Below are 12,539 nucleotides of genomic sequence, written 5' to 3'. Positions count from 1 at the left end.
CTGCCGTCGAGAACCGTCGGCCATGTTATCGAGACAGTTCGTCCGGGAGCACCCCGAGACGGTCCGTGACGCTATCGAGCGGAAGGGCGTCACGGGCGTCGACCTCGACGAAATCCTCGAAATCGACGAGGAGTGGCGGGAACTGAAGGCCGAAGGCGACGGCCTCCGGCAGGAGCGAAACGAAGTGTCGAGCAAGATCGGCCAGCTCAAACAGGAGGGCAAAGAGGAGGAGGCACAGGAGGCCATCGACCGCTCGCAGGAACTCAAAGACGAGCTGCAGGACGTCGAGGAGCGCGCCGACGAACTGGAGTCCCAGTTGGAAGACGCCCTGCTCGAACTGCCGAACATCCCCCACGAGTCGGTCCCGACCGGCGAGGGCGAGGCCGACAACGTCGAGCGCTACCGCGAGGGATTCGACGACCTGCGGGACCTGCCCGACGAAGTGGTGCCCCACTACGACCTCGGCGAGGATCTGGACCTGCTCGATTTCGAGCGCGGCGCGAAGGTGTCCGGCGGCGGCTACCAGTTCGTCAAGGGCGAGGGGGCGCGCCTAGAGCACGCACTCATCCAGTTCATGCTCGATGTCCACCGCGAACAGGAATACGTCGACGTGCTCCCGCCGATCCCCGTCAACTCCGATTCGATGGAAGGGACCGGCCAGCTCCCGAAGTTCGACGAGGACGCCTACCGCGTCGGGGCCAGACAGGACGACGACTACGACAGCGACGACCTGTGGCTGCTCCCGACGGCGGAGGTGCCGGTCACCAACATGTACCGCGGCGAGATTCTGCTTGACGACGACCTGCCGGTCAAACATCAGGCGTTCTCGCCGAACTTCCGCCGCGAGGCCGGCGAACACGGCACCGAGACGCGGGGGTACGTCCGCGTCCACCAGTTCCACAAGGTCGAACTCGTCAACTTCGTCCGCCCGGAGAACAGCTACGACCGGCTTGAGAGCCTGCTGGACGAGGCCGCCGAAGTGCTCGACCGCCTCAAACTGCCCTACCGCGTGCTCGACATGTGTACCGGCGACATGGGCTTTACACAGGCCAAGAAGTACGACATCGAGGTGTGGGCACCCGGCGATGACATGGAGGACGGCCCGGACCGGGGCGGTCGCTGGCTCGAAGTCTCCTCGGTCTCGAACTTCGAGGACTTCCAGGCGCGCCGTGCCGGCCTGCGGTTCCGGCCCGAACGGCACGAGTCCGCCGACTACCTCCACACGCTGAACGGCTCCGGACTCGCCGTCCCGCGCGTCCTCGTGGCGATTATGGAGTACTACCAGAACGACGACGGGACCATCACCGTGCCCGAACCCCTCCGCCCGTACATGGGCGGCCAGGAAGTCATCGAAGGCTCCGAGAAAATCGGCGAGAGCGCCGTCGGCGCGGGCGAGAAAGAGTAGGCCGCCGCGGTCCGCTGTGTTCGACCAGCGTTCCGACTTCCTGTATGCGGTGTGTTACTCGAAACCATATTTCACTACACTATTACATTCATTCGTCAGCACCGTCGAGATATGGCTGACGACGCCTTCGGCCGGATGGTACTGGACTTTCACCGCGACGACCTCGCCGAGCGACCCCGTTACCGCCGCGACGACGATCTGACCGAGGCGCATCTGGCGGGCTACTTCGAGCCGCCATCGGCTTGGCATCCCATCGAACGGGACCTGTTCTCGGCAGTGACGGGTCGTGTCCTCGATGCCGGCTGTGGCGTCGGCCGGCACACGCTTCCACTGCAAGAGCGCGGCCATAGCGTGCTGGCCGTCGACCGGAGTCCGGGAGCCGTCGCGGTCGCCCGCGAGCGCGGCGTCGCACGTCCCGTGGTCGGTGACCTCCGACAACCACCGGGCGACGGGTTCGAGACGATCGTTGCCCTTGGCAAGCAGCTCGGCCTCGGCAGTTCGCTGGCCGACCTCCGGACGACGCTCACCGAACTAGCGGCAGTGACGCAGCCGGGTGGCCGACTCGTTGCCGACATGGACACGCTCGACCGGGCAGACCCGGAGACTGATGCGGCCCACCGCACCCAGCCCGGTGTCGCCTACCGGACCTTCCGCGTCGAGTACGACGGGCTCGCCGGCCCGTGGACCGACCTGTTGCTGGTCACGCCGTCACGGTTTCGTGACGCAGTCAACGAGACGCCGTGGACCGTGGACAGGCTCGTCGGGACCGAAACCGACGGGTCGATGTACGGCGTTCGGCTGTCGCTGCCAGAACAGTAAAACAGCAACTCCGCAAGCGGGCAGGATTCAGCGCGTGTACGTCTCTATTTGCTCAATATCGTCCCCGGCGAAGGTGAACACATCAACGAAGCCAACGATGCACTCGCCGTCGGCATCGAGCAGGCGGCCGCGGGCGACGACTTCCGCCGTCGCTGTGTCGTCGCCGCCGGGTGGCTCAGCCGCACTGTCTTTCTGGCGATAGTAGAGGCCGTCCAGCGGATGCGTGGTGTCTGTCTGGGGCCGTTCCTCGCGCATGAACTGTACGAACCGGTCCCGGCCGTCGATGGTTCGGTCGGGACGGTCGTGGACGAACGACGGGGCGAGCAGCGATGCCAACTGGTCGTAGTCGTCGCCGTCGATGGCGTCATAGTAGGCCCGTGTCCGCTGACGGAGGGCAGGTCGCGTCACGGATCTGATTCGGGTTCGTCAGACGTGTCTCTGTCGCTCTCGGCGTCGGATGGCTCGTCAGTAGCCTCCGGGACCGAATCATCAGTTCGCTCGGGTTCGGCTGATTCTCCCGCGTCCCCATCGTCGGCGGCCGTCGGGTCGGCCAGATCCAGTTCGACTTCGTCGTCGGTCTCCGTCTCGGAGGCCCCGTCCGGTGACGCGTCGGCAGTGGACTGGTCGCCGTCCGGCACGTCCTGTGCGGAAGCGTCGTCGTCGGCGCTGCCGACCGTGTCGGGCGGTGCTTCGACCATCGCGGTCGGAGTCTCTTCCAACGGGTCCGTCGGCTCGTTCCCGACTTCGCTAGCGGCCAGTTCGGCCTGAATTTCCTCGATATCGGTGTCGTCGACATCCGAAAGCTCACCGTCGCCGTCAGGTGTCGGTGCTGACTCTGGTGGGGCGTCGTCAGCCGACGAGGCATCGGGTTCCGCCGCTGTCGACTGGTCCGCGTGAGCGGTCGCGTCGTTGGTTTCGGTCGGCGCATTCGTCGACTGGTCAGCTGTCCCCACCGTCGTCTCCCCGGCTGAGTCTGCTGTCGGCTCGTCGGCTGTGTCTCGCATTTCGTCAGCCGCATCGGCGGCGTCAGGCGACGGTGTCGAGTCCAGCGTTGACTCGGTAGCCGACGACGCCGTCTCCGACAGTTCGCCGGCCGCCCGTTCGACTTCCTCGTCGATGTCTACGTCGAGCGATGTATCCACAGCCGTTTCGTCCTGTGTGAGGAACGCCGGTCGGTCGTCGTCCGTGTCCTTTTCCAGCGTCTCCATATCCGGTGGCCACGGACCGTCAGGATCGGGGGGCTCCTCGTAGCCCCGGGCGGTTTCAAGCGGCCGCTCTGCGTCGTCGCGGAGCTGCTGGCCCTCGGCTCCGTTCCCGCTAGAGTAGGCGCGGGCGGCCTGTGTGAGCCAGTCGCTGGCCTGCCACAGCGAGTTCGCCTTCGTCTTTGCGTCCTCGTAGATCGGTTTCAGGGACTCATCGTCGACGAACCGGACAGCGGTGTCGAAGTGGTCTTCGGCGTCAGCGAACTCGTCGCGTGCCTGCTGGAAGTCGCCCTGTGCGACCATCCACTCCGACTCGCCGAAGGCGCTCATCGCCGAGGTGAACGCGCGCCGCCCCTCCGTGTAGTGGGCGTGGCCAACGCGGTAGCGGGCGAACGCGGTGTCGTCGCCACCGGTGTCGGCGATAGCGTCCTTGATCTCTCCGACACGAGGAAGTGCCTGAAGGTCGTCGGTACTCCAAGCGTACTGTACGTCGCCGTCGTGGTCGATGACGACGACAGAACGCTCGATGAGCTGCTGGCCGATATCGTCGATAAAGTCGAGTCCGTACTCGCGGGCCACATCGTGGTCGGTGTCGGACAGCAGCGGGATTTTCAGGCCGTAGCGGTCGGCGAAGGCCCGGTGGCTGTACACCGAATCCGGGCTGATGCCCAGAATCGTCACGTCCTTCTGCATCGTAAAGAGGTCGAGTTCGTCCAAGTCACAGGACGTCTCGTCACAGGCCGGGTTGAAATCCGCCGGATAGAATGCGAGAATGACGACATCCTCGCCGAGATAGTCGGATAGTTCGACTCGCTGGCAGTCGCCATCGACGAGCGCCGGCAGTTCGAACAGTGGTGCCGCCGTCCCCTCTGAAAGCACACGTTATACAACCGAGTCCGGCTATAACAGTGTTTGCACAGTGTCACCGAACGAGTCGCTTTTATTCGCCAGCGTAGTAGCGCTGGTGTGGAACTGCACGTCCGGTACGAGGGCGACGACGACCCCGACAAATGTAGCGCGCGGAAGCTGGCCCGGATGGACGAGGCCGAACTCCACCGCGCGACGCGGTCGACACCGCCCGGCATCGTGCTCAATCCCTTTGCAGAGCAGGCGCTGTCTCCGGCGGACCGTCCGACCCCCGGCGACGGCGCTCGCCACAGCCGGCTGGTCGCGCTCGATTGCTCCTGGGAAACTGCCGAACGGGAAGCGTTCGACCTCGAAGGGGTGCACCGCTCGCTCCCCTTTCTCGTCGCCGGCAATCCGGTCAACTACGGAACGGCCTTTCAGCTCAATACCGTCGAAGCCTTCGCTGGCGCGCTCGCCATTCTCGGGGAGCGCGACCACGCCGAGCGGATCCTCTCGACGTTCTCCTGGGGCCACACCTTCCTGGAACTGAACGAGGAACCGCTGGAACGGTACGCGAACTGCGAGGATTCGAGCGACATCATCGACGTACAGGACGACTACCTCGCCGAGGAGTAGTTACTGGGGCGTTGCTGGCTTTTCGAGGAGCGGCGCATCACAGTGTGGACAGGCTTGCCGCGCGTGTGCCTCCAGCACGTCGTCGATGCGTTCTCCACAGGCTTGACACCGCATGACAATAGTTAGTATCCGAACAATAATGTAGCTTCGGCTTGGTTTCTAAGGCCGCTTACGAGAATCCGGTTCCGATTCCGGTCGGCGCGTCAGGTGGGCTGAGCGGGCTCGCTGGCAGGTCCGCGTCGGGGTCGGGGTCGTTGTATCCACCGGGCGCGACATCATTCGGCCCAGCAGGATAGCACAGCGACGCCAGCGCCTGAATGTGGTCACGGCCGACGCCGAGTTCGAACTGGCCGCCGCCGTACAGGTCGATGCCGTGTTCCTCGCAGTAGTCGATGGTCGCAAGTACGGACTCGACGGTCCCACACCGCGAGGGCTTCATATTGAGCCACGACGGCTCGAACGGCAGCGCCTCGATGCTCTCGACGCCAGTGATGGGTACGTCCCAAGTGACGCGTGCTTCTCGGCCGTCGAAAACCGGCCGAGTTGCGTCGGTCAGGTCGGGGTCCTCGACCAGCGCGTCCGGGAGGCCGTCGACGACACGGCGGTAGAACTCGGGGTCGGCCTCGACATCGACATCTGTCCCCTCGTACAGCCCTTTCAGATCCAACATTCGAACGTCGTAGTCCGTCAGCTCGTCGACGAGGGTATCGCTCCAGGTCGGTGTGGGGTCGAGTTTGAACGACAGGTCGCCGTAGCGCTCACGCAGCATCGCCAGTCTGTCAGCCGTCGGCGGCGTGTCGTCGTCAGCGTTCGAGAGCCGCGTCGAGACGACGAAGTTCACTGGGTCGTACTGCCGGTCGAGCGCCGTCCCGAGGTCCGTGTCGGCCTGTTTCAGCGCGAGGTCAAGCGCCGCACTTTCGAATCCCCAACGGCGGTAGTGACGGAACCGCTCCTCGTCCGGTGGTTCGGGCCACAGGTCGGCCGCTTCCAGCGCCGCCGAAAACGAATCGACGGTGTACTCGCCGGCCAGTGGGGTGCCCTCGCCCTGCAACGCATCGCTGTCCTGCAGCGCGTCGTGGGCCTCGGCCGTGTACGTCACGTCCTCGCCGCTGCCGGTCTCACCCGCACCGGAAAGGTGGATGACCGTCGTCACCCGGTCGAATCCGCTGGAGGTCGCCCGTTCTCGACGCTCGAACGCACAGCTCTCGACAGTGACCGGGAGGTCTGCGACCTGATCGTACATACTCCGGCTTCGCCGCTCGGGCATCTAAAGCCGGCGACGGCTGGAATGTGTCTCGTGTTCAGACAACCGGAGTGTCCACCCGGTGGCTGTCCGGCTCTCAGTATTAGTCCACACCCCGACCCGAAACTCAAAGCTTAAACGCGCGCACCGGGAATGACCGCGCATGGCTAGCTTCGAGACAGCGTCCGACCGACTCCTCAACAAGCAGATCTGCATGCGGTGTAACGCTCGGAACCCAGAGCGCGCCCAACAGTGCCGGAAGTGCGGCTACGGCAACCTGCGTCCGAAGGCGAAAGAAACCCGCAGCGCCTGATTTTCCGGTCAGTTGCCGCCGGCATCCGGTGGCAGTTCGTCACCAATCCACTACTGCCCAGTGGGTTCTTTGTCCGCTGACTGGCGGTCGAGCGTCGCCATCCGAACCGACGCGTGTGAGACGATGAGTTCCAGCAGCTTCTGATCTTCTTCCCCGACAGTCGTCTCGTCCGTCGTGACCGAGATGACGACTGTCGTCGTGGCCTCGTCGGCCAGAACTACCGCCGACACGCAATCGGTGACTGACTCGGGGATGTCGACGGGGAACGGTCGGTCGTGAACGGTGACCGCGCCCTGTTCCTGTGTCTCGACTTCCTGCGCGAACTCGGCGACGACAGCAACCGGGACGGTCCGAACCGTGTTCGCGAGCGCCACCGCATCGCCGTCCCTGAGCCGGATGACGGCCGTCTCCTCCATACCGGTCATCGTGCCGAAGGCCTCGACGACGAAGGCGGCGACGCCGTCGACGCTGGGAGCGCTGGCGATGGCGCGCCCGTAGTTGTTCACGTCGGCCGCCTTCCCGGCGAAAGCCTCGACGCGGTCGCGTTCGGCCGCCAGTTCGCGGAGCCGGCTGCGGCTCCGGGCATCGTACAGGCCGACCAGAACGCCCGCCAGCGCGCCGACAGTAACGAGGTCCACCGTCAGGTACGATGCTCGGGCAAGTGAGCCAGAAGTCACACGCTGGCTGAACAACAGGAGCGCCGCCACGGCAGCGAACGTCACGGTTCCGCCGGCGGCCCACGCGGCCACTCGGGACGTGGCCCCCTCGAATGCCGTGTCACGGGCGAGCCAGACGCCCGCGTACGCTACCGCGAGGCCCATCGCCGCAAAGGGGAGCGCATCGACCGCCACCGCCACTGGAATCCGGGTCTGCTGGACCGCGTGAAGCACCTGCATCGCGGCCAGTACGACGCCGGAGAGCGCCAGGGCCGTCCCCGTCAGAAGTCGCTGGTTCATAGCGTCGAATGTCAGCCCTGTCACTAGAGCGTTGCGCCGGTTTCGAGTCGTCAGTCGTCGGGATACTTCGGTTCGCGGCGCTCGGCCCGTTCGAGGGCGCGCTCGACGACCTCGCGGACATCGCCGTGGAAGGCGTCGCCGTGACCCGAGTACATGTGTTCGACGCCTGCCGGCATTCGGTCGAGAATGCGCTTGATGCTCTTGATGAGGCGCTCGCGGGACTGGCCGGGGCGGTCCGTGCGGCCGAAGGAGCCGTCGTCGAATGCGCCGTCGTCGTGGACGACCACATCGCCGGAGAACAGGGCCGATTCGGAGACGAGCGAGACGTGGTCGTCGGCGTGGCCCGGCGTGTACACGACCTCGCACTCCTCGTCGCCGACGGTGAGCGTGTCCCCGTCGGCGAGTGCGTGGTCCCGGCGCGGATGGGAGCCATAGGCGTACAGCGGCGCGTCGAAGGCGTCGAGGACGGCGTCGAGTTGCTGGACGTGGTCGCCGTGCTGGTGGGTCAACACAACGGCGTCGAGCGTGTCAGTATGCTCGCGGATGACATCGACGACGCCACGCATCGCGCCGGCGTCGACCAGCGTCGTCTGTTCGCCGGTTGCGAGATAGGCGTTACAGGTGAACGTCTCAGCCTGATATGTAACGTGTGTTACTTCTGTGTCGAGAGTCATCGGTAGTGTATGACTAGGTCCGGTGGCGACATTCAAAAAGCACGGGTCAGCCCCGTTTTCCCGATGCAACAACAGGACAGGTGGGAGCCATATAGAGAGGCTCTATCTGCCGCCGCTCGTATGGGTGCTGAAAAAGCAATTCTGAGTGTATCATAGTATGGCAAGTGATCGTGCTAACCGTCGTCGTTTCCTCCAGATTGGGGGTGCTGCTCTGACTACAACCCTCGCTGGCTGTGGCGGTCTGACTGATTTAGACAATCCAAGTGGGACAACTGACTCTGAAGAAGAAAAGACTGAGACAAAAGAGCAGCAGTACACAATCCCACCGGTAGCAGATATGAACTGTACAGGTATTGAGGATGGAAATGCTGTAATAGAAGCGATTTATAAACCAGTAACTACGCCCGGAGACTCTCGGTTATTTATCAAAGATGAAATCACATTTGAACTATTTTCGTATACAACCTATCCTGTTGAAAATGAAATAGACCTGAAAAAAGTCGCTGAGAAGACTAAATCTCCCTATGGTGACAGAGATATTAAATTTAAGTACCCGTATAAACAAATACCGCAAAATAGACGTGTTAGACATCGTATAAAAGCAACAAATAATAACACTGGAGAATCAGAGTTTATAATGGATAAAATAGCGCTAACTTATTTCAATTCACCTTATGGTCCTCTCGAATACATTCAAAGTGGGCCAAATTTTCATACAATAACTGAACAAGAAAACGATGTACAAAGTGGTTTTGTAAAAAGAGGAGATAAGTATGTAAAGGGAGACTTATTTGCATATGGGTGGGACGATCCAAGAATTGCAGATATTCCATTCACCAGAGAAGCATTCAAAGTAGAAAATGACCTGTATCAAGAGGGTGAAAATCCTACGTGTAATCCATTCTATTATGGAAAACTTGAGATTCCAACGAGTCTTGTGGAGAGACAAGAACAAAAGATGGAAAATCGTAATCTTAGAGCAGGATACAACACACTCAATTATAATGATGGACAAGACAATGTTCTAGACAGTCCAGTTTGTCAAAAGCACGCTGACGGAATTATTAAATCTCAGGAACAATATGGTGTAAAAAATCATTATGGACTGATTAAGTGGGCAGCTGGAACAATTCAATCTGGGACATATGACGCACGACGTGGTGGAGTGAGTGTTACTCAAGCATCAATTCATCTACCGGGTCCCTATTGGGTAGATAAAACAGAAAACTGTGTCGGACACAGTTATAATCTAGCTTGGTTGTTATATCATCTGGGATACACTTGTGGAACTGTCTATCTCAACCGTTCAGGACAAGGAATTGCAAACCATGTTGGTGTTGGAATTCCTATTCCTAAGGACGTTATGGAATCTGATTTCCCTGAGGAATACCCAGATTCATTTGATAACTCTCAGTCGATCAAAGCAGCATATGTTGATGGTATAACTTCTACTTTTGCAAATGATATTGATTCCCTTGGTGATTATCCGTGGCTGTATATTGAAACTACTGGGGGGTTTGAAATTGGAGTTATGCCATTTGATAAAGTGGATAGTAGAGGTGTTCAATACGTTCTTGAGCCCGAGGATAATGTATTTGGAACCGATCTCAAAAATCAGACGGGAAGTTGAGTGACGAATTTTACGTATATTGCTTGTTTTAGTAGCTGATTTGAGTATGATGTGGCTGGTGGGGAGCGAGCAGTAATTGGACTGGCAGAGTTGCTTTTTTGCCAGCTATCCACGGAGGTTTTGTTTCCGGTTTTGCGACTGGATATAGTTCGATCAGATTCTTCTAGTCCCCGTCGTGGACGCCCTCCCGACCACCGGTCGCCACAGTGGTTCCGAGAAACGTCGTGTTAACGCGCTAACACGCTGGAGGCGGCGAGTGATTTTTTACTGTGAACGTCATAGTTGTACACGTACCATGGGGTTCGGGAGCTACGACGAATCGGAACAAGACAATCAGGAGTACGACACAGACTTCGAGGACGAGGACGGCCTCGATGCTGAAGAAAACGCCCACGAGGGCGACATCGAATACGAGTTCACCGCGTCGAACGACGAACTACTCGACAGACTGGAAGACATCAAAGACAACCAGAACACGTGAAAGCAGGGGCACGGGCCCTCGGCGTGGCGGAGTCGTACCGAGCGGAAACCAGTCAGTTCGCTGGCGCTGTCGTCCGCGCCAGTAGAGTCGCCGACGGCTTTGTTTTCAGTACTGCCACGGTCGGCGGGAGCGACGCAACCGGGACAGTGTGTGCGATGGTCGACCGACTGGACCGCGAGGACATCCGCTACCTGCTGGTGGCGGGTATCGCACCGGCGTGGTTCAACGTCCTCGACCTCCAGCGGATTCACGACCACACCGACCTGCCGGTCCTCTCGGTCACATTCGAGTCCTCGCCGGGGCTCGAAGGGGCCATCCGCGAGGCGTTCGACAATCCCGATACCGTACAGGACCGACTGGCGACCTACCGTGCCCAGCCGGAGCGCCGACCGGTGTCGGTGAACGACGAGACGGTGTACGTTCGGAGTGTCGGTATCGACGACAGCGCCGCCGCAGATGTCGTCCGGGCGTTCACGCCGGAGGGCGGCCGTCCGGAACCCCTCCGAGTCGCCCGACTGGCGGCGCGGGGACTGGCCGAGATGGAGTGAGTCGGATGCGGTAGTGGCCGACCGGCGACGGATAACACAGTCCAACAAGAGAGTTGAGCAAACCAAAGTCGACTCTGTCAGGTGCCACAGCGGGAGTTATCTATTGCTAAGATAGATCTGTGGCCGAAAACATCTCGCTAGCTATTACTGCCTCATCATTGCCTACAGTTAGTAATAGCTAAACATACCCTGATTAGCTGGCACTGTGTTTGTATGCATACAATGGCAGAGAGCAAGACACAGGCGAGGAATGCTGTAGAGCCCGCAGAAACGAACGAACAGACGAACATCGACAGTAATGTGACCCGGTATGAAGGCGACCAACCGACAGAGCACAGCGTGTACGGCAAGCGCCAGCAGGACAGCCAGCTTATCTTCTTCGATGGGCAGGTTCCGGACGCGGACACGGCTCGCAACGGCGATGTGCAGGAACAGACGCTGGCCGCACTCGACCAGATTCGTGCCATGGCTGCCGACTCCGGTCTCGAACCGCGTGACCTGCTGCGGACGACAGTGTACCTCACGGAGATGGATCAGCTACCAGCGGTCAAGCAAGCGTACGCGGCGTTTTTCGACGGACAGCGACCGTCACGGAGCGTCGTCGGCGTTGCAAGCCTGCCGAACGACGCGGCGGTGCAGATCGAAGCAACCGGTGTAAAGCGGTAATCGCGGCCAGCGTCTGCGGTCGAATGCCTGCCGGCGGACCGCTGCGTTTGAGAGTCCCCAGTGCAAACGACGGTGCATGGAGCAGATGGACGGCCTCGACGTCGTCGGCTGTGAGCGCTGTGACGACCTCTGTGGCTCGCGCTCGCGCATCGTCAACGGCGTCGGTCCCGCGGACGCGGACCTGCTGTTCGTCGGGGAAGCCCCCGGCGCGAACGAGGACGAACAGGGCGAGCCGTTCGTCGGGCGGAGCGGCGACGTGCTTGACGATGGATTGCGCGATGCTGGCCTCGACCGCGGCGACGTGCGCATCACCAACTGCGTGCGCTGTCGCCCGCCGGACAACCGCGATCCGCGAAAGGGAGAGCTCACGAACTGCCGCGACTATCTGGAGACAGAAATCGACCGCATCGACCCCGAAGTCGTCGTCACGCTCGGGAAAGTCCCGGCCGAGCACCTGCTGGAGCGTGACGTCGCCGTTACCGGCGAAGCGGGCGACGTGTTCGACATGGCTATCGCTGGCCAGCCACGCCGCGTGCTCGTCTCCGTCCACCCGGCGGCGACGCTGTACGACCCCAGCCAGAAGGAGACGTTCGAGGCCGCACTGACGACTGCCGCGGAGTTTACTGACGCCCAGAGCGGTCAGTCGCGACTCGGCGAGTTTTAAAAACGATCGAGTAGTGCGCTCCGGACCGCTAGTTCGCTGCGATGTCCATCGCCTCTGCCTTCGTGTCGACCAGCGAAATGTCGACACCCGAGATTTCGCCGACCCGGCTCTTGAGCGCCATCTTCTTGATCCCCTCGGAGACGATGACCCAGTTCGTGATACCGAACTCCTTGCCCGCCTCAGCGGCCTCCTGTGCTCGCGTGAATACGTCGTCGTTCAGTGACGCCTCCATCTGGAGATTTGAGATGTGCGTGTCGACCGCCGGCTGTGAGGCGAGCTCCTCAAACCGTTCATTGACTTTTGCGAATGTCTCGTCTGTCATCTCCATTTCTTCGGGGAATTCAGCGATGAGAACGTTACCGTCGACGTACAGGACTTCTGTAAGATCAATCATCAGCGGCTGTATGCGGTAGGTGAATAAAACTGGCCTGGCCTATTCTCATCGTTGATACTCAG

Annotated in this window: 15 protein-coding genes; 9 read left to right on the top strand and 6 right to left on the bottom strand. The window is 60.9% G+C overall.

The features are described 5' to 3' along the window. Window positions 1-22: 22 nt before the first annotated feature. Both serS and ACYJ11_RS07190 read left to right on the top strand, forming a co-directional pair. Entirely contained in the window at window positions 23-1,405 is a 1,383-nt protein-coding gene (serS, locus tag ACYJ11_RS07195) for a serine--tRNA ligase (protein ID WP_461647259.1), read from the top strand. Between the two features lie 111 nt (window positions 1,406-1,516). Next, window positions 1,517-2,224: a class I SAM-dependent DNA methyltransferase gene (locus ACYJ11_RS07190; protein ID WP_461647258.1), complete on the top strand. Its 708-nt coding sequence runs from the start codon at window positions 1,517-1,519 to the stop codon at window positions 2,222-2,224. Between the two features lie 27 nt (window positions 2,225-2,251). On the opposite strand, the gene ACYJ11_RS07185 is transcribed toward ACYJ11_RS07190, so the two are convergent. Continuing rightward, window positions 2,252-2,632: a nuclear transport factor 2 family protein gene (locus ACYJ11_RS07185; RefSeq protein WP_461647257.1), complete on the bottom strand. Its 381-nt coding sequence runs from the start codon at window positions 2,630-2,632 to the stop codon at window positions 2,252-2,254. Then, window positions 2,629-4,305 carry a redoxin domain-containing protein gene (locus ACYJ11_RS07180; RefSeq protein WP_461647256.1) on the bottom strand — a complete coding sequence of 559 codons (1,677 nt, stop codon included), beginning with the start codon at window positions 4,303-4,305 and terminating at the stop codon, window positions 2,629-2,631. The genes ACYJ11_RS07185 and ACYJ11_RS07180 overlap by 4 nt, the downstream gene beginning before the upstream one ends. A gap of 87 nt (window positions 4,306-4,392) precedes the next feature. Here ACYJ11_RS07180 and ACYJ11_RS07175 point away from each other — a divergent pair, with 87 nt between their 5' ends. Continuing rightward, window positions 4,393-4,908: a DUF367 family protein gene (locus tag ACYJ11_RS07175; protein WP_306710165.1), complete on the top strand. Its 516-nt coding sequence runs from the start codon at window positions 4,393-4,395 to the stop codon at window positions 4,906-4,908. 169 nt (window positions 4,909-5,077) lie between these two features. Here ACYJ11_RS07175 and ACYJ11_RS07170 read toward each other — a convergent pair whose 3' ends face one another. Beyond that, window positions 5,078-6,151 (bottom strand): enolase-like domain-containing protein, encoded by a 1,074-nt coding sequence (locus ACYJ11_RS07170; protein ID WP_461647255.1) that lies wholly within the window; start codon window positions 6,149-6,151, stop codon window positions 5,078-5,080. 163 nt (window positions 6,152-6,314) lie between these two features. On the opposite strand from ACYJ11_RS07170, the gene ACYJ11_RS07165 reads away from it, so the two are divergent. Then, a complete protein-coding gene (locus tag ACYJ11_RS07165) occupies window positions 6,315-6,464 on the top strand; it encodes a 50S ribosomal protein L40e (RefSeq protein ID WP_004515982.1) in 150 nt (49 codons plus the stop codon). A 50-nt stretch (window positions 6,465-6,514) separates the two neighbouring features. Here the strand turns inward: ACYJ11_RS07165 and ACYJ11_RS07160 are convergent, their stop codons facing one another. Together ACYJ11_RS07160 and ACYJ11_RS07155 are read right to left on the bottom strand one after the other, a co-directional pair. After that, window positions 6,515-7,420, bottom strand: a complete 906-nt coding sequence (locus ACYJ11_RS07160) for a hypothetical protein (protein ID WP_461647254.1) — start codon at window positions 7,418-7,420, stop codon at window positions 6,515-6,517. Window positions 7,421-7,470: 50 nt separating this feature from the next. Further along, on the bottom strand, window positions 7,471-8,094 hold the full coding sequence (locus ACYJ11_RS07155) for an MBL fold metallo-hydrolase (RefSeq protein ID WP_461647253.1): 624 nt from the start codon (window positions 8,092-8,094) through the stop codon (window positions 7,471-7,473). Window positions 8,095-8,251: 157 nt separating this feature from the next. On the opposite strand from ACYJ11_RS07155, the gene ACYJ11_RS07150 reads away from it, so the two are divergent. From ACYJ11_RS07150 to ACYJ11_RS07130, 5 genes are all read left to right on the top strand, one after another. After that, window positions 8,252-9,724 carry a hypothetical protein gene (locus ACYJ11_RS07150; protein ID WP_461647252.1) on the top strand — a complete coding sequence of 491 codons (1,473 nt, stop codon included), beginning with the start codon at window positions 8,252-8,254 and terminating at the stop codon, window positions 9,722-9,724. A 295-nt stretch (window positions 9,725-10,019) separates the two neighbouring features. Next, window positions 10,020-10,205: a DUF5786 family protein gene (locus tag ACYJ11_RS07145; RefSeq protein ID WP_004515979.1), complete on the top strand. Its 186-nt coding sequence runs from the start codon at window positions 10,020-10,022 to the stop codon at window positions 10,203-10,205. Then, entirely contained in the window at window positions 10,202-10,753 is a 552-nt protein-coding gene (locus ACYJ11_RS07140) for an endonuclease dU (protein WP_461647251.1), read from the top strand. The genes ACYJ11_RS07145 and ACYJ11_RS07140 overlap by 4 nt, the downstream gene beginning before the upstream one ends. A 222-nt stretch (window positions 10,754-10,975) precedes the next feature. Beyond that, on the top strand, window positions 10,976-11,419 hold the full coding sequence (locus ACYJ11_RS07135; protein WP_461647250.1) for a RidA family protein: 444 nt from the start codon (window positions 10,976-10,978) through the stop codon (window positions 11,417-11,419). Between the two features lie 76 nt (window positions 11,420-11,495). Beyond that, complete coding sequence (locus ACYJ11_RS07130; RefSeq protein ID WP_461647249.1) at window positions 11,496-12,083, top strand: uracil-DNA glycosylase; 588 nt, start codon at window positions 11,496-11,498, stop codon at window positions 12,081-12,083. Window positions 12,084-12,111: 28 nt separating this feature from the next. On the opposite strand, the gene ACYJ11_RS07125 is transcribed toward ACYJ11_RS07130, so the two are convergent. Further along, complete coding sequence (locus ACYJ11_RS07125; protein WP_461647248.1) at window positions 12,112-12,477, bottom strand: hypothetical protein; 366 nt, start codon at window positions 12,475-12,477, stop codon at window positions 12,112-12,114. Window positions 12,478-12,539: the final 62 nt, after the last annotated feature.

The organism is Haloarcula sp. H-GB5 (assembly GCF_054850705.1).
Note: the sequence above shows the minus strand (reverse complement) of the source record. Positions and strands in the feature narration are given on the sequence as shown.